Origin of the sequence: Nonomuraea sp. NPDC048882, assembly GCF_040649755.1 — a bacterium.
Lineage (GTDB): Bacteria > Actinomycetota > Actinomycetes > Streptosporangiales > Streptosporangiaceae > Nonomuraea > Nonomuraea maheshkhaliensis.
Window position 1 is genome coordinate 129,266 of record NZ_JBEZGB010000007.1, and the last position, 14,488, is coordinate 143,753.

Annotated in this window: 18 protein-coding genes and 1 tRNA gene; 11 read left to right on the top strand and 8 right to left on the bottom strand. The window is 69.9% G+C overall.

Translation table 11 applies throughout. From position 1 onward, the window contains the following. Position 1 precedes the first annotated feature (1 nt). From AB0C27_RS25355 to AB0C27_RS25375, 5 genes are all read left to right on the top strand, one after another. Entirely contained in the window at positions 2-1,186 is a 1,185-nt protein-coding gene (locus AB0C27_RS25355; protein WP_357848090.1) for a DUF2510 domain-containing protein, read from the top strand. A gap of 68 nt (positions 1,187-1,254) precedes the next feature. Further along, complete coding sequence (orn, locus tag AB0C27_RS25360; RefSeq protein ID WP_346111927.1) at positions 1,255-1,848, top strand: oligoribonuclease; 594 nt, start codon at positions 1,255-1,257, stop codon at positions 1,846-1,848. A gap of 68 nt (positions 1,849-1,916) precedes the next feature. Further along, a tRNA-His gene (locus AB0C27_RS25365) sits at positions 1,917-1,992 on the top strand. Between the two features lie 186 nt (positions 1,993-2,178). Next, entirely contained in the window at positions 2,179-2,373 is a 195-nt protein-coding gene (locus AB0C27_RS25370) for a LuxR C-terminal-related transcriptional regulator (protein ID WP_326636162.1), read from the top strand. A 157-nt stretch (positions 2,374-2,530) separates the two neighbouring features. Next, complete coding sequence (locus AB0C27_RS25375) at positions 2,531-3,751, top strand: NAD(P)/FAD-dependent oxidoreductase (RefSeq protein WP_357848093.1); 1,221 nt, start codon at positions 2,531-2,533, stop codon at positions 3,749-3,751. A 19-nt stretch (positions 3,752-3,770) separates the two neighbouring features. Here the strand turns inward: AB0C27_RS25375 and lat are convergent, their stop codons facing one another. From lat to AB0C27_RS25395, 4 genes are all read right to left on the bottom strand, one after another. Continuing rightward, on the bottom strand, positions 3,771-5,039 hold the full coding sequence (gene lat / locus AB0C27_RS25380) for an L-lysine 6-transaminase (protein WP_357848095.1): 1,269 nt from the start codon (positions 5,037-5,039) through the stop codon (positions 3,771-3,773). Between the two features lie 65 nt (positions 5,040-5,104). Continuing rightward, positions 5,105-5,647, bottom strand: a complete 543-nt coding sequence (locus AB0C27_RS25385) for an HdeD family acid-resistance protein (protein ID WP_357848097.1) — start codon at positions 5,645-5,647, stop codon at positions 5,105-5,107. 77 nt (positions 5,648-5,724) lie between these two features. After that, the gene (locus AB0C27_RS25390) at positions 5,725-6,372 is read right to left on the bottom strand and encodes a hemolysin III family protein (RefSeq protein ID WP_357848099.1); all 648 of its coding nucleotides are present in this window, start codon (positions 6,370-6,372) and stop codon (positions 5,725-5,727) included. 53 nt (positions 6,373-6,425) lie between these two features. Beyond that, the gene (locus AB0C27_RS25395) at positions 6,426-7,886 is read right to left on the bottom strand and encodes a penicillin-binding transpeptidase domain-containing protein (RefSeq protein ID WP_357848101.1); all 1,461 of its coding nucleotides are present in this window, start codon (positions 7,884-7,886) and stop codon (positions 6,426-6,428) included. A 123-nt stretch (positions 7,887-8,009) separates the two neighbouring features. Here AB0C27_RS25395 and AB0C27_RS25400 point away from each other — a divergent pair, with 123 nt between their 5' ends. From AB0C27_RS25400 to AB0C27_RS25420, 5 genes are all read left to right on the top strand, one after another. Next, positions 8,010-8,831 (top strand): fused MFS/spermidine synthase, encoded by an 822-nt coding sequence (locus AB0C27_RS25400; protein ID WP_357848103.1) that lies wholly within the window; start codon positions 8,010-8,012, stop codon positions 8,829-8,831. A 161-nt stretch (positions 8,832-8,992) separates the two neighbouring features. Next, positions 8,993-9,943 carry an SPFH domain-containing protein gene (locus AB0C27_RS25405; RefSeq protein ID WP_357848105.1) on the top strand — a complete coding sequence of 317 codons (951 nt, stop codon included), beginning with the start codon at positions 8,993-8,995 and terminating at the stop codon, positions 9,941-9,943. A gap of 5 nt (positions 9,944-9,948) precedes the next feature. Then, complete coding sequence (locus AB0C27_RS25410) at positions 9,949-10,233, top strand: hypothetical protein (protein WP_357848107.1); 285 nt, start codon at positions 9,949-9,951, stop codon at positions 10,231-10,233. After that, positions 10,208-10,849, top strand: a complete 642-nt coding sequence (locus AB0C27_RS25415; protein ID WP_357848109.1) for a GPP34 family phosphoprotein — start codon at positions 10,208-10,210, stop codon at positions 10,847-10,849. Before AB0C27_RS25410 ends, AB0C27_RS25415 begins: the two co-directional genes overlap by 26 nt. 17 nt (positions 10,850-10,866) lie before the next feature. Then, positions 10,867-12,018, top strand: a complete 1,152-nt coding sequence (locus tag AB0C27_RS25420) for a DUF418 domain-containing protein (protein WP_357848111.1) — start codon at positions 10,867-10,869, stop codon at positions 12,016-12,018. Between the two features lie 34 nt (positions 12,019-12,052). Here the strand turns inward: AB0C27_RS25420 and AB0C27_RS25425 are convergent, their stop codons facing one another. Together AB0C27_RS25425 and AB0C27_RS25430 are read right to left on the bottom strand one after the other, a co-directional pair. Next, the gene (locus AB0C27_RS25425) at positions 12,053-12,478 is read right to left on the bottom strand and encodes a response regulator transcription factor (RefSeq protein ID WP_357848113.1); all 426 of its coding nucleotides are present in this window, start codon (positions 12,476-12,478) and stop codon (positions 12,053-12,055) included. Positions 12,479-12,515: 37 nt separating this feature from the next. Further along, the gene (locus AB0C27_RS25430; protein WP_357848887.1) at positions 12,516-12,686 is read right to left on the bottom strand and encodes a hypothetical protein; all 171 of its coding nucleotides are present in this window, start codon (positions 12,684-12,686) and stop codon (positions 12,516-12,518) included. A gap of 240 nt (positions 12,687-12,926) precedes the next feature. On the opposite strand from AB0C27_RS25430, the gene AB0C27_RS25435 reads away from it, so the two are divergent. Further along, positions 12,927-13,475 carry a sigma factor gene (locus AB0C27_RS25435; protein WP_357848115.1) on the top strand — a complete coding sequence of 183 codons (549 nt, stop codon included), beginning with the start codon at positions 12,927-12,929 and terminating at the stop codon, positions 13,473-13,475. Between the two features lie 93 nt (positions 13,476-13,568). Here AB0C27_RS25435 and AB0C27_RS25440 read toward each other — a convergent pair whose 3' ends face one another. Both AB0C27_RS25440 and AB0C27_RS25445 read right to left on the bottom strand, forming a co-directional pair. Continuing rightward, on the bottom strand, positions 13,569-14,108 hold the full coding sequence (locus AB0C27_RS25440) for a hypothetical protein (RefSeq protein ID WP_357848117.1): 540 nt from the start codon (positions 14,106-14,108) through the stop codon (positions 13,569-13,571). A gap of 95 nt (positions 14,109-14,203) precedes the next feature. After that, positions 14,204-14,479, bottom strand: coding sequence for a 4a-hydroxytetrahydrobiopterin dehydratase (locus AB0C27_RS25445; RefSeq protein ID WP_357848119.1), 276 nt, complete (start codon positions 14,477-14,479; stop codon positions 14,204-14,206). Positions 14,480-14,488: the final 9 nt, after the last annotated feature.

Sequence of the window (14,488 nt, forward strand, 5' to 3'; positions counted from 1 at the left end):
CATGACCACGCAGACCCCCGCGGGCTGGTACCCCGACCCCTACGGAGAGCCTCAGCTCCGCTGGTGGGACGGCAGCCAGTGGACGGACGCGCTCCATGCCCAGGAGCCGCCGGGCCGGCAGCCGGCGTCCGGACCCCAGCCGCAGCCCTCCTCCCAGCCGTCCGCCCAGGCCCCGACACAGGCGTTCCCCCAGCCCCAATCACAGCCCCAACCCCAACCGCAGACCGGTCCAGGCTGGGCGGCGACGCCGGCGAACCCCACGCTGCAGTTCGGCCACCCCACCTACGGACAGTCGGCCTACGGCGCGCCCGGCGGGCCCGCCCAGCCGTCCATGCAGCCGCCGCCAATGCAGCCGTCCATGCAGCCCCCCACGCAGCAGCAGTGGGGCGGGCCACTGCCGGGGCCCGGCTACCCGCCGCCGCCCAAGCAGGGCAACCCGCTGCCGTGGGTGTTCGGCGGCCTGGCGGCGCTGGTGGTGCTCGCGCTGATCGTGGTGGCCGGGATCTTCTTCATCAACCGGGACAGCACGCTCGTCGCGTCGCCGCCCAGCGAGACGGCGGAGCCGCGCTTCCCCACCGAAGATCCTCCGTCCCAGGATCCCCCGTCCCAGGATCCGCTGCCGAGCCAGGGAGCCGAGTTCCCGCAGCCGGTCGACGGCGTGATCACCGACCCGCGCAGCGGACTGGCCTTCAAGGTGCCCAGCGGCTGGCAGGTGGCCGCGGTCAACGAGGTCAACAGCGGCAGCCCGGCCGAGCAGCAGTGGACGGCCGCGGTCAAGCAGGACGCGCAGGAGAACTACGATCGCGAGGCCGACTGGATCGGCAACGTCTTCACGGGCGTGCTCAACGAGCTCTACCCCTACTCCGGCGTCTCGGGTCTCGGCGACACCGCCAAGGCCGTCTTCGTGGACTTCACCACCCATTACTACGCGCCCGCCCACGAGAGCAAGATCGTCGCGGACAAGGCGATGAAGGTCGGCGACAAGGACGCGTGGCTGTTGCAGTTCGAGCTCGACTTCACCAAGATCTCGGAGGAGAAGGGCTTCAAGTGGAAGAAGGAGAACGGGGCGATCGTGCTCGTGGACCGGGGTGACGGGCAGAGGCCGGCCATCGCGTACGTCTCCGTTCCCGACAATCTGGGCACCGACGTGGTCGAGCAGGTTCTCGGCTCGCTCAAGCCCGCCTGAGCAATAGCACTAGGCTGGTGGGGTAACAAGCGGGCGGATTGCTCCGAGCCGCTGGGCGAGGAGATCGAATGAGTGACGTGCTGGTCTGGATCGACTGTGAGATGACCGGGCTCGACCTGGGGCGAGACGCGCTCGTCGAAGTGGCGTGCGTGATCACCGACAGCGAGCTCAACCAGCTGGACGAGGGCGTCGACGTGGTCATCAAACCGCCGCCCGAGTCCCTGGAGCAGATGTCGCAGGTCGTGCGGGAGATGCACACCGCCTCCGGGCTGCTGCCCGAGCTGGCGGGCGGGGTGACGCTGGCGGAGGCGGAGGCGATGGTGCTCGACTACATCCGCCGCCACGTGCCCGAGCCGAAGAAGGCCCCGCTCTGCGGCAACTCGATCGGCACCGATCGCACGTTCATCTCCCGCGACATGCCCGGGGTGGATTCGTATTTGCACTACCGGATGATCGACGTCTCGTCGATCAAGGAGCTGGTGCGCCGGTGGTATCCGCGGGTCTACTTCGCCGCGCCGGAAAAGCAGGGCGGACACCGTGCTCTGGCGGACATCACGGAGAGCATCAGGGAGCTGCGCTACTACCGCGCGGCCATCTTCGTGGGGCAGCCGGGGCCCGATTCGGCGACCGCGAGAGCGCTGGCAGAGCGGGTCAGCGGCTAAACGGGTGGCGTAAAGACTCCCGAATCCCGCTACACTTTTCCTGTGCCACCACACAGCGGGTGGTCATGGTGGGTGTAGCTCAGTTGGCAGAGCGCCAGGTTGTGGTCCTGGATGTCGAGGGTTCAAGTCCCTTCACTCACCCCAGCGCGAACGGCCGGTCCTTCGGGACCGGCCGTTTGTCTTTTCTACCGACAACGGCCCCAAATCATGACAATGCGGGTTATGCTCGCTGTCTACCGCTAACGCCGGAAGCACGGGGGCCCTCGGCGATCTGACCGTCTGCGCGCCCCCGGAGGCCGGATGAGAGTCGACGACGCAGCGTTCGATAGCGTGTTCACGTCCCTGAGCAAACGCGAAGCCGAGGTCATGGACCTCATCGCCACTGGCCAGTCCAACGGGCAGATCGCGCGACGGCTGTTCCTCAGCGAGAAGACCGTGAAGAACCACGTCAACCGGATCTACGCCAAGCTCGGCGTCGACTCCCGCGTCACGGCCATCGGCCTGTGGCGCTCACGCCAGGAGTAGCCGCCGGCCCCGTCACGGGCCTTCTCGCTCCCCCGATCACGCGAGAGGGCCCTCTTGCGTGCGGCGAAATTTCGCACCGATCCCGTATTCAGTGGTTTAAGAGATGCTGGCGGTGCCATAGGCATCCATGACGCGGCCGAGGGGGAAGGACTCTGTCATGGTGAAGAGAGCGCGGGTCGTCGTCGTGGGCGCGGGTTTCGCGGGGCTGAACGCGACGCGGGAGCTGGCCAGGCGCGGGGCCCTGGTCACGATCGTCGACCGCAACCCCTACTCCACGTTCCAGCCGCTGCTATACCAGGTGGCCACGGCGGGGATGGGGACGTCCGACGTGTCCTACCCGATCAGGACGTTCGCCGCCAAGTGGCCCAACGTGCGAGCCCGGCGGGCCTCGCTGAGCAAGGTGCTGGCCGACGAGCGGCGGGTCGAGCTCGACGACGGGACCACGCTCGACTACGACTACCTGGTGCTGGCCACCGGGGTCACCACCAACTGGCTCAACGTGGCGGGCGCGCAGGAGAACGCGCATCCCATCTACTCGCTCAACGACGCCGCCAGGCTGCGCCGGCTGATGCAGCACTGCCTGGAGGACACCGCGGCAGGCCGGCGCGAGGGCACCCACGTCGTGGTGGTGGGCGCGGGCGCGACCGGGGTCGAGATGGCCGGCACGCTGGCCGAGCTGCGGCGGCGCACGATCCCGCTGACGCATCCCGAGGTGCGGCCGGACCAGACGAGCGTGACGCTGGTCGAGCGGTTCGACTACGTGCTCGCGCCGTACAAGCCGCGGCTGCGTGACTCGGCGGCCAAGGCGCTGCGCAAGCGCGGCGTGCGCCTGCGGCTGGGCTCCACCGTGGCCTCCGTCGAGCCGGACGCGGTGGTGCTCAAGGACGGCACCCGGCTGCCCAGCGACGTGACCGTGTGGGCCCTGGGCGTCACCGCGCCGCCCGAGGTGGGCGCCTGGGGGCTGCCGCAGGGCAAGGGCGGCCGGATCACGGTCACGGAAGCGCTCACCGTGCCCGAGCATCCCGAGATCTTCGTGGCAGGAGACCTGGCCGGGCAGCCGGATCCGCTGCCCCAGCTCGCCCAGCCGGCGATCCAGATGGGCAAGCACGTGGGCAAGCAGATCGCCGCGGCGATACAGGGCCGGCCGCTTGAGCCGTTCGTGTACCAGGATCCGGGGATCATGGCGACGGTGGGCAAGGCGGAGGCCGTGCTGCAGCTGGCCAACGGGCTGACCATGCGCGGGCTGCCCGCGTGGCTGGTGTGGATCTTCATTCACGTGGCGTACCTGCTGGGCGGGCGCAACCGGGTGAGCGTCCTGCTCAACTTCTTCTGGCGGTACGCCGGGCCGAGGCGCACCGCCACCAGCGTCACCCAGTAGCCCCCACCGAGAGTGCTGTCTACAGGGCCGCCGACAGGGCGGTCAGGCCGTGGTCGAGGTCGGGCTCGGGGATGTTCAGCGCCGGGCGCAGGCGTACGGACCTGGGCCCGCACGGCAGCACCAGGACCGCGTGCTCCTCCCTGAGCCGGGTCACCAGCGCGTCGCGGGCGGCCTGGTCGGGCAGGTCGAAGGCGCACATCAGCCCGCGCCCGCGCACGTTGGACAGGATCTCGGGCCGTTCGGCCTCCAGCTTGGTGAGGCGTTCGAGCAGCATCTCTCCCACGGTCGCGGCACGGGCGATCAGGCCGTCGCGCTCGACGATCTCCAGGATGCCGCGGCTGCGCACCATGTCCACCAGGCCGCCGCCCCACGTCGAGTTGATCCGGCCGCTCTGCCGGAAGACGTTGTCGGGCACCTCGTCCACCCTGCGGCCCGCCATGATCCCGCCGACCTGGACCTTCTTGGCGAAGGCCACCACGTCGGGCTCCAGCCCGAGCTGCTGGTACGCCCACGGCGTCCCGGTCGTGCCGCCACCGGTCTGCACCTCGTCGAGGATGAACAGGGCGTCGTACTCGTGGCACAGCCGCTGCATGGCCTGGAGGAACTCGGGCCGCATGTGGTTGTCGCCGCCCTCGCCCTGGATGGGCTCGGCGATGAAGCAGGCGATGTCGTGCGGGTGGCGCTCGAACGCCGCCCGCGCCTGGGCCAGCGCCCGCTCCTCGGCCGCCTCGACGTCGCCGAAGTGGATGGCGGGCACGTCGATGCGCGGCCAGCCGAAGGTGGGGAATCGGTCGGTCTTGCCCGGCTCGGTGTTGGTCAGGCTCAGCGTGTAGCCGCTGCGGCCGTGGAAGGCCTTGGTCAGGTGCAGCACCTGGGTGCCCAGGTCGCGTGATCGGCCCGCGGCCTCGTTGCGGCGGCTCTTCCAGTCGAAGGCGGTCTTCAGCGCGTTCTCGACCGCGAGGGCGCCGCCCTCGACGAAGAACAGGTGCGGCAGGGCGGGGTCGCCGAGCACGCGGGCGAAGGTGTCGACGAAGTCGGCCAGGTGCTCGGTGTAGATGTCGGGGTTGGCCGGCTTGTTGCGGGCCACCTGGCCGAGCAGCTGGGTGAAGTCGGGGTCGAAGGGCGGGTTCACGCCCAGGGGGGCCGAGGCGAAGAAGGTGTAGAAGTCGAGGTAGCGGCGGCCGTTCCTGGCGTCGACCAGCCAGGAGCCGTGGCTGAGCTCCAGGTCGAGCACGAGCCGGTATCCGTCGACGAGAAGGTGGCGGGCAAGGCGGGCGTGTACGTCCATAGCGCCTCCGCAGCGAATCGGGTGCCTGACATTCCTCTTGAAGAATGTCGGCATCCATACAAAATTTACGGGATACCTGCCCCCGAAGTGAAGTTCTTCACGCGTAGAGACAGAGCGATCATCGCGATGCCGTAGAGGACGGCGAAGACGCCGATCAGCCAGGCCAGGCCCAGCAGACCCGCCTTGGGCCAGATGAGCAGCAGGACACCGAAGATCACCGACAGGATGCCGCCGACGATGAACATCCACTCGTTGTCGATCACCTTGCGCAGCTGCACGCCGGCCACGATCTCGGCGATGCCGCTGAAGATGGCCCAGAAGGCGATGATGTAAAGCAGGGCGACGGCGGTGATGCCCGGCCAGACGAAGGCCACGATGCCGGCCAGGATGCCGAGGATGCCCGAGACGATCAGCCAGACACGTGACCGTTCCCCGTGCCGGAACCCGGCGAACAGTTCGGACACGCCGCTGACGATGGCGTACACGCCGAAGAAGACCACCAGGACGAGCAGCGTGATCCCGGGCCAGATGAGCGCCAGGATGCCGAAGACGATGGCTGCCAGGCCCCGGATCAGCAGCAACCACCACGAACGAGCGATATCCCCCATGCTGGTCTGCTTTCCGCAGAACGCCCTCGAACAGACCAGCGTCGGGTCAAATGTCGCCTTTTACCACCGCGTGGGGATCAGACGTGGGAGTAGACCACGATCGACACCGCGATGTACTGCACCAGGTACGCGGCGACGGTGAAGGCGTGGAATACCTCGTGGAAGCCGAACCAGCGAGGGGACGGATCGGGGCGGCGCAGGCCGTAGACGACGGCTCCGGCCGAGTAGAACACGCCCCCGACCGCCACCAGCACGACGGCGGCCACGCCGGCGCCTTCGAGCAGTTGCGGCATGACGAAGACCGCGGTCCAGCCGAGCCCCAGGTAGAGCACCGTGTAGAGCCAGCGCGGCGCGTTCATCCACAACACCCGGAACAGCACGCCGGCCAGGGCGCCGCCCCAGCTGACCGAGAGCACCGCGACGCGGGGCACGCCGTCGAGCGCGAGGAGAGCGAACGGGGTGTAGGTCCCGGCGATGATCAGGTAGATGTTCGCGTGGTCCACCCGGCGCAGGAACTCCGCGAGCCGGGGGCCGAGCTCACTGCGGTGGTAGGTGGCGGAGATGCCGAAGAGCAGGGCCGAGGTGACGGCGTAGACGGCGGCAGCGGCGCGCGCCTGCAAGGTGGGCCCGAGCGCCACGAGCACGAACCCCGCGACGAGGGTGACAGGCAGTGCTCCAGTGTGCAACCAGCCTCGCAGCCTGGGCTTTACGGTGATGGTCGTCATGAAACCTACGGTACCGTAGGTTAGCGGACGCTCTCCTTCCGGCCCCGGTGGAATCACAGGCCCTGCAGGAAGCGGGCGGCCACCGGGACGGCCGCCGCGCGGCCCGAGCCGCCGTTCCTGATGAAGACGCAGAAGGCCAGGTCGTCGCGGTATCCGATGAACCAGGCGTGCGAGGTCTCCCCCTCCACCTCGGCGGTCCCGGTCTTGCCCGCGACCCCCTCGGGCAGTCCCATGTCGCGGGCGGTGCCGTGGTCGACGACGGCCGTCATCATGTCCCGCAGCGCGGCCACGATCGTCCCGTCCATGACGACGTCGCCGTGCGGGACGCCGTCGATGCGGCGTACCTGCTCCTTGGACAGCAGCCGCGGCGAGCGCCAGGTGCCGCTCTCCACGGCGGCGGCGAGCGCGGCCATGCAGAGCGGGGTGGCGACGACCTCGCCCTGACCGATGACGTCGGCGGCGAGCATGTCGAGGTCGGTGGTCTCCGGCACGGTGCCGCAGGTCCCGCCGATGCCGGTGGCGATCGGCCGGCCGAAGCCCCATTCGTCCGCCGTCTCGCGCAGGGCGGCGCCCGTCAGCCTCGTGGTGCCCTGCTCGACGAAGGTGGTGTTGCACGAGTGGGCGAGGGCGTCGGTGAACGTGACGACCCCGCGGTCCACTTCGCCGTCGTTCTCGTACAGGCCGTGGAAGGGGATCTGGTACGTGCCCGGGCAGCCGACCTGGGCCCCCGGGTCGAGCCCGCTCTTGAGCAGGGCCGCCGCGGTGATCGTCTTGAAGACGGAGCCGGGCGGGAAGACGTCGCGGACGGCGCTGTAGTTGTCCTTGAGCCGGTCGGCCAGGCCGATGATCTCGCCGGTGCTGGGCCGGATGACGATGATCGTGGAGTCCTCCACCCCGTCCAGCGCCCGCGCGGCCGCCGCCTGGACAGGACGTGACAGGGTGGTGCGCTCGACGTTCGCCTCGGGCCGCCGGGTCATCAGCTGCTTGTCCGGCTGCCCCGGCACCTTGGAGACCAGCGCCCAGCCGTGCACCGCCTGCTCGAACTCGGGTTTGAGCGGGTTGAGGTAGGCGTCGGCGTAGCTGTCGTTCGGGATCTTGTCGCCCTCCGCCGTGACGAGTTCGGCCGCCGAGGCGTCGATCTCCGCCAGTTCCAGCGTGCCACCGTCCTTGAGCAGCGGGTGCAGGGTCTCGGGCGCCCACAGCACCTTCCAGGCCCGGTCGCGTACGGCCAGGCGTAACACGCTGTCGAACGGCCACGCCCCGAACTCCGACAACTGCCGCACCCCCGAGAACGGCACCTCAGCGCTCTCCTCCCCCGTACTCTTCACCGGGCCGGGCACGAGTTCGATGGACTCGACGTGCAGGTCGTCGCTCAGCGCGCGGTGCCGTACGACGAAGTCCGGCGGAGGCTGGTAGACCAGGCGGGCCATCTCCGTCGCGTCCGCCTCACGCCAGGCCGCGAAGTACTTGGAGGCCGTCTCGGCGGCGCTGCCCTTGACCCGGCTCGACGCCATGACGGCGAAGGCACCCGCCCCGACTACCGCGACAACGGCGATAACGAGCACAATCAGCCTTCGTCGTCGCATACGGTTTCTCCCAGGAGGGGATCAGACGTGGCACGTGGACAGCGAGAGCCGATGCCTGGCCTGTACCCGGTGACTTTCGGCGAGATCGAGCTGCTCCGGGATCTGGACAGGCAGGACGGCTGGGTGCTGTCCAAGGATGGCGTACCTCAGTCGTATGTAGATCTACAAGACCCGACATTTCTGGAATTTGAGTATGTACGACTCATGGCGGATGTGATCGACCTTTTGCCAGAAGGGGCGCTCAGCTGCGTCCATGTGGGCGGTGGCGCCTGCACGATCCCCCGCTACGTGGCCGCCACCCGGCCCGACACCCGGCACATCGTCATCGAACCGGACGGCCTGCTGGTCAACCTGGTACGCGAGCAGCTCGACCTGCGCTCGGTGCCCCGGCTGAAGGTCATCATCGCGGGCGGTCGCGAGGGCACGGCCAAGGTGTGGGACGAGACCGCCGACCTGGTCGTCCTCGACGCGTTCACCGGGGCCACGATGCCGGTCGAGCTGGCCACGGCCGAGTACATGGGTGACATCGCCCGTGTCCTGCGCCCGTCCGGGACCCTGCTGATCAACCTGGCCGACGGCAAGGGCCTCGCCTTCGCCCGGCGCCTGGTGGCCACGGTCACGGGCACGTTCCGGCACGTGGCCCTGCTGGCCGAGCCCGGCATCCTGCGCGGGCGCCGCTTCGGCAACCTCATCGTGGCCGCCTCCCGTACCGAGCTGCCGATGGACCTGCTGACTCGGCGGGCGGCCGGCGGCCTGACGCAGGCGCGCTGCGTCCACGGGGAGGCGCTGACGAACTTCGTCGCCGGCGCGGCCCCCATCAAGGACGGCGACCCGGTCCTCGCCCCGGTCCCACCCCCCGCCGTCTTCGGCTGACCCCCGAGCCCCGCACCTGAGAGCCGCCGGCGGCATGTGCCCCCGCGGTGACATCGCCATGCCCGCATGAAGGTCCCATCCGCCGAAGGGTTTCCCCGTCCCGCAAAAAGTGATATCACTTTGCTAGCAAGGTGAAGTCACATGGGAAGGGAGACAGGTCGATGGCGAACACATCGGGCGGGGTCGCGCTCGAAGGCACGGTCGTGGACATGCCGGAGCCCCAGACGAGCGAGCGGCCGCTGCGCGCGGCCAACGGGTTCGTGATGGCGGGCGTGGCGACGGCGCTGGAGCTGGCCGGCATCGCGCTGTTCATCGTCGGGATCGTCGTGCTCACCATGGACGGCGGGCAGGCGGGGGTGTGGGCGCTCGTCGCGGGCGTCCTGGTAGGGCTCACCGGGTTCTTCCTCTACTTCGGCCTCACCGCGGTGGCGCCGGGCGAGGCGAGGGTGGTGCAGCTGCTCGGCCGCTACATCGGCACCCTGCGCACCCCCGGCTTCCAGTGGATCAACCCGATCACCCAGCGCCGGCGGGTCTCCACCAGGATCCGCAACCACGAGACCGACGTGACCAAGGTCAACGACGCCGACGGCAACCCCATCCAGATCGCGACCGTGGTGGTCTGGCAGGTGCAGGACACCGCGCAGGCGGTCTTCGAGGTGGACGACTTCGTGGAGTTCGTGGCCATCCAGGCTGAGACGGCGGTGCGGCACATCGCGGGCAGCTATCCATACGACGCCCACGGCGAGCCCAGGCTGTCGCTGCGCGACAACGCCGAGGAGATCAATGACCAGCTCTCCACCGAGATCGGGGCCAGGGTCGCCTCCGCCGGCGTGAAGGTCATCGAGTCCCGCATCATCCACCTGGCGTACGCGCCCGAGATCGCCCACGCGATGCTGCGCCGCCAGCAGGCCGGGGCGGTCGTGGCGGCCAGGCAGCGGATCGTCGAGGGCGCGGTCGGCATGGTCGAGATGGCCCTGGAGAAGCTCGCCGAGCACGACGTGGTCGAGCTCGACGAGGAGCGCAAGGCCGCCATGGTGAGCAACCTGCTCGTGGTGCTGGTGGGCGACCGTGACACCCAGCCGGTGGTCAACACCGGCACGCTCTACCAGTAACCACCGTGGAACGTAAGAAGATCCTTCTCCGGCTCGACCCCGTGGTCCACGACGCGCTGGCCCGGTGGGCGTCCGACGAGCTGCGCAGTACGAACTCCCAGATCGAGTTCCTGCTGCGCAGGGCGCTCACCGAAGCCGGCCGGATGCCCGACGGGGTGGGGCGGATCCGCCCGCGCGGGCGGCCGAAGAAGGTCCCAGAAGAGGGCCAGGACGAGGGCCAGGATAAGGGCCAGGATAAGGGCCGGGACGAACAGGAGCAGGCGGATGGAGACACCGGCGAAGCAGACTGAGCCGCTGACCAGGGCGGCCTTCATGCTGGCCTTCGACCTGAGCAAGGAGCGCCTGACCAACCGCGGCGAGCTGGGTTACCTGCTGCGTGCCGCGGCCCTGGCCGAGCTGCTGCTGGCGGGGCACCTGGCCGACGAGTCCGGCAAGCCGCGGGCCCGCAGCGCGCCCCACTCCGGCGGGCTGCCAGAGGTCGTGTGGGAGCAGATCTCCAACTCCCCGCCCCGCTCCTGGCGTCACTGGATCCGCAAGGAGAGCGGCAAGGCGGTCCGCCTGGTGCGCGACGAGCTGGCGCACGACCGGGTGATCAGCGTCGAACGGCGCCGGTTCCTGCTGTTCCCGCTCACGGTGGTCCTGCCGCGCAAGGCGTACCTGTGGCGCAGGCTCGCCGAGCGCGTCGGCCAGGCCATCCGCGGCGGCCGGCCGGTCACCCGGATGGAGCAGGACGCCCGCGTGCTGGCGGCGCTGGCCGCCGCCGCCCGGATGAAGGTGGTCCTGACCAGGACCGAGTCCTACCGGCACCGCAAGCGCATCGAGCAACTGTCCGAGCCCGTCAAGCCGATCACGACCGCCCTGCGCAAGAACATCGACGCGGCCAGGAGCGCCGCGACGGCGGGCTGACCCGCGGAAGGAGAACAATGACCACGCTGACCCAGGCGCCCGGCCCCCCGGGCGTCGCCACCGGCCGCGCGCTGGCCCCCGACCTCGCCCGAGGGGCGATGCTGCTGGCCATCGGATTCGCCCACGCGCCGCTGTTCGTGACCGCCGTCGATCGCGGCCCAGCGGTGGCCAACACGATCACCGATCTCTTCCACGTCCTCTTCGTCGGCAACCACGCGCGGCCGATGTTCGCCTTCCTCTTCGGGTACGCGCTGGTGCAGCTGCTCGATCGGCGGCTGGCCCGCGGCGACTCCTGGGTGAGCGCCCGCAAGCTGCTGCGCCGGCGGGGCTGGTGGCTGATGGCGATCGGGTTGGCTCACACGGTGGCGCTGGTGCCGATCGACATCCTCGCCGTCTACGGGTTCGGCGCCGTCCTGCTGACCGGCCTGCTGCGGCGCGGCGACAAGGCGCTGCTGTGGACGGCCGGGCTCACGCTGATCCCCGCCACCGCCGTGATCGGGGCCGTGATGTGGTTCCCGCTGTCGCAGGGCGTGTCCAGCTACACCAAGGGCAGCGTCGCGGCCGGCGCCCAGAGCTTCGGCGAGCTGCTCGTCGAACGGACCCTCGTCTGGCCCTTCGGCGTGCTCTCCGCCGTCGTCACCGTCCTTCCCGGGATGGCCTGGGGCATGTGGGCGGCGCGCCGCCGCATCCTGGACGAGCCCCACCACCACCGTGCCCTGCTCATCCGCTTCGCGGTGATCAGCACCGTCGTGTCCGTCGCCGGGGGCCTGCCCGCGGGTCTCCTGCAGATCGGGGCGTGGAGCGCGCCGGACGCGGCGGTCTGGGCGGCCGCGATGGCGCAGCCGCTCACCGGGTACGCGGGCGGCATCGGCCTGGCGGCCGTCGTCGCCCTGATCGCGATCCGGGCCTCCCGGAGCAGGGGGCGGCTCACCACGATGGTCGAGGCGCTCGGGCAGCGCTCGATGACCTTCTACCTCTTCCAGTCCGTCGTGTTCGTCCTGGTCTTCTACCCCTACGGTCTGGGGCTGCAGGACGACCTCGGCCTCGCCGCCGCCACCGGGGTGGCCGCGCTGACCTGGCTGGTCTCGCTGGTGCTCGCCGACGTCATGCGGCGCGTGGGCCACCGCGGCCCGGCCGAGATCCTGCTCCGCCGCCTGGCCTACCGCTGAACCAGCTGCTGATGAACCGTCTGCCTGGGGCCGGTTACGAGGGCTCCGGCCCCAGGCAGGCCAGCACGCCCGACGCCACCGCCCTGATCGCCCCGAGCAGCTCGTCCAGGTCCCCCACCCGGTCCTTGAGCAGGTACGCGTACCCCTCCGTGCCGTGCTTGAACAGCTCGAAGGCGAACAGTGCGTCCGCGAACTGCGACAGCACCACCACCCCGACGCCGGGATGCGCGGCGCGGATGCGGTGGGCGGCGTCGATGCCCTCGAAATTCTGCCGCCACTGCCCGCCCGGCATCCGGATGTCGGTGATCACGACCTCGGGGCCGAGCCTGCGTACGGCGTCCATGAGCTCGTCGGCGTCGCCCACCGCGCCCACGACCGTCACCTCGCCCGACATCTCCAGCAGCCGCCTGGTGCCCTCGCGCACGAGGTAGTGGTCGTCGGCCACCACCGTGCGGATCATTGGGCGGATCATTGGGCGATTCACTGTGCGGATCACGTCATCCACCGATCGGCACCCACGCGTTCACCCGTGTTCCCTTCCCCGGTTCGCTGTCCACCGTCAGTTCTCCGCCGAGCGCGTCCAACCGGTCGGCCAGCGTGGCCAGGCCCCTGCGGCTCGTCGTGTGCGGGTCGAAGCCCTTGCCGTCGTCGGCGACCGTGGCGCTCAGGCGGCCGTCCGGCCGCGCCGATCACCGAACAGGACACCCTGGACCAGCTGATCGTCTCCCGCGCCGCCTTCACCCTGCTCACCAAACCCTGACCAGCAGGCCCTGACCTGTCGATTCTTTTAGGAGTGCACTTCTTACAAGTGCACTCCTAAAAGCAGGCGTACGATTCCGCGGGCTGTGCAACCTTCTGTGCTTCCGAGGGCGTAAGACGGGTGATTGTCCCCTGAGGAAGGATCGCGCATGGCGGATCGATCGGAGTACGACGCGTTCGTCGAAGCGTCGTGGCACCGGCTGCTCCGCACCGCCTACCTGCTCGCCCGTGACTGGGGCGTGGCCGAGGACCTGGTGCAGACGGCGCTGTTGAAGGCGTGGCAGGTTTGGCCGCGCCTGGAGGCGGAGCGTGAGGCGTACGTACGCAAGATCATCGTGCATCTGCACATCTCCTGGTGGCGGTTCGGCGTGTACGAGTGGACACCGCCGGCCACCCCACGACCCCCCGCGCCCCCGGTCGAGCCGCCGGCGACGATCAGCGCCGGGAGTCTCCACCTGGTCACCAAGGGCAGCGCCACCTGGCCCGGCACCCGCGAGGTGACGCTGACCGTGCCGGACAGGGGTCGCAGAGTGGCCATCGTCACCTACTGCGGGGACGGACTCGCCGGGCGGCTCACCACCGACGTGTGGGTGAACGGGCGCCCGATCAAGGGGCCCCATGACTGCGCCGCCCCGCCGACCCCCGCGGGACCGGGTTCCTCGTCCTGGGCAGGCAACCACGCGGCGAGAAGACGCTGACGATCAGGGTCCGGCTGGAGGCGCCCATTCCCGGCTACCGGCAGCGCGCGGGAACGCTGACGGTAGCGGCCTATGACGGCACCCTCTGACGGGTCACTTGAGCGTCAGGCAGGCGATGCGGTCGCCGGCCGTGCCGGCCTGCGGGCCCGAGGGCTTGGTGGCCTTGGCGTGGATGACGAGCGAGCCGGGCACCTTGGCCGGGTCGAGGGTCCACTCGTGCCGGGCGCTGGCGCGCCCGGCGCCCTCGCCGTCGGTGGTGAAGTCGAGCCAGACCTCGCTGGTCGGGTCGATCTGGCCGGGGTGGTGCTGGTAGTGGGGGCCCGAGTCGTCGGGCTTGGCGCCGCAGGGCTTGGTGTGCAGGTGGGCGCCGTAGCGGCGGTCGGGCAGCAGGCCCTCGGCGACGAGGGAGGTGCGCGTCTGCCCGTGGCCGGACTCGACGGTGACGCTCGCCTGGCTGCCCTTCGGGGCGAGCTTGCGGTCGTAGGCGATGGCCGCGGTGTCGTCGTTGCTGAACTCGCCCGCGGCGGACAGGTTGACCGACTGCTCGGGGGCGGTCTTGGCGTTCTGTACGGGAGCGGGCGGTGCGGCACAGGCCGCCGTCAGCATGATGAGCAGGAACGCGGGCACGCGCATGAGACCCCCCATGACGAGAGCCCCACCGGCACGAGGGCTCAGAGAGAGTACCCACTCTAACCAGTGACCGCATGGTCACGCTGGGTAATTAGCGGCTACGCGCCATGTTTTTCCGCGATGTCGTCGATCACGGCGGCCAGCTTGAAGTCGAGCTCTGTGAGCCCGCCCGCGTCGTGCGTGGTCAGGGCCAGGTGGAGGATGCGCCAGCGGATGTCGATGTCGGGGTGGTGGCCGAGCTCCTCGGCCTTGACCGCGATCTCGTCCACGATGCGGATGGCGGCGGGGAAGTCGGGCGCGGTGAGCGTGCGCCTGATCTCGTCGCCCTCGCGCCGCCAGCCGGGCAGGCCGGCGAGCCTGCTGTCCACGTCCATGGGGCCTCC

What these genes read in the sequence shown, in the direction of transcription:
- AB0C27_RS25355 (WP_357848090.1), top strand. Translation starts at nt 2, where the DNA reads ATGACCACGCAGACCCCCGCGGGCTGGTACCCCGACCCCTACGGAGAG.
- orn (WP_346111927.1), top strand. Translation starts at nt 1,255, where the DNA reads ATGAGTGACGTGCTGGTCTGGATCGACTGTGAGATGACCGGGCTCGAC.
- AB0C27_RS25375 (WP_357848093.1), top strand. Translation starts at nt 2,531, where the DNA reads ATGGTGAAGAGAGCGCGGGTCGTCGTCGTGGGCGCGGGTTTCGCGGGG.
- lat (WP_357848095.1), bottom strand. Translation starts at nt 5,039, where the DNA reads ATGGACGTACACGCCCGCCTTGCCCGCCACCTTCTCGTCGACGGATAC.
- AB0C27_RS25385 (WP_357848097.1), bottom strand. Translation starts at nt 5,647, where the DNA reads ATGGGGGATATCGCTCGTTCGTGGTGGTTGCTGCTGATCCGGGGCCTG.
- AB0C27_RS25390 (WP_357848099.1), bottom strand. Translation starts at nt 6,372, where the DNA reads ATGACGACCATCACCGTAAAGCCCAGGCTGCGAGGCTGGTTGCACACT.
- AB0C27_RS25395 (WP_357848101.1), bottom strand. Translation starts at nt 7,886, where the DNA reads ATGGCGTCGAGCCGGGTCAAGGGCAGCGCCGCCGAGACGGCCTCCAAG.
- AB0C27_RS25400 (WP_357848103.1), top strand. Translation starts at nt 8,010, where the DNA reads ATGCCTGGCCTGTACCCGGTGACTTTCGGCGAGATCGAGCTGCTCCGG.
- AB0C27_RS25405 (WP_357848105.1), top strand. Translation starts at nt 8,993, where the DNA reads ATGGCGAACACATCGGGCGGGGTCGCGCTCGAAGGCACGGTCGTGGAC.
- AB0C27_RS25415 (WP_357848109.1), top strand. Translation starts at nt 10,208, where the DNA reads ATGGAGACACCGGCGAAGCAGACTGAGCCGCTGACCAGGGCGGCCTTC.
- AB0C27_RS25420 (WP_357848111.1), top strand. Translation starts at nt 10,867, where the DNA reads ATGACCACGCTGACCCAGGCGCCCGGCCCCCCGGGCGTCGCCACCGGC.
- AB0C27_RS25425 (WP_357848113.1), bottom strand. Translation starts at nt 12,478, where the DNA reads ATGATCCGCACGGTGGTGGCCGACGACCACTACCTCGTGCGCGAGGGC.
- AB0C27_RS25435 (WP_357848115.1), top strand. Translation starts at nt 12,927, where the DNA reads ATGGCGGATCGATCGGAGTACGACGCGTTCGTCGAAGCGTCGTGGCAC.
- AB0C27_RS25440 (WP_357848117.1), bottom strand. Translation starts at nt 14,108, where the DNA reads ATGCGCGTGCCCGCGTTCCTGCTCATCATGCTGACGGCGGCCTGTGCC.
- AB0C27_RS25445 (WP_357848119.1), bottom strand. Translation starts at nt 14,479, where the DNA reads ATGGACGTGGACAGCAGGCTCGCCGGCCTGCCCGGCTGGCGGCGCGAG.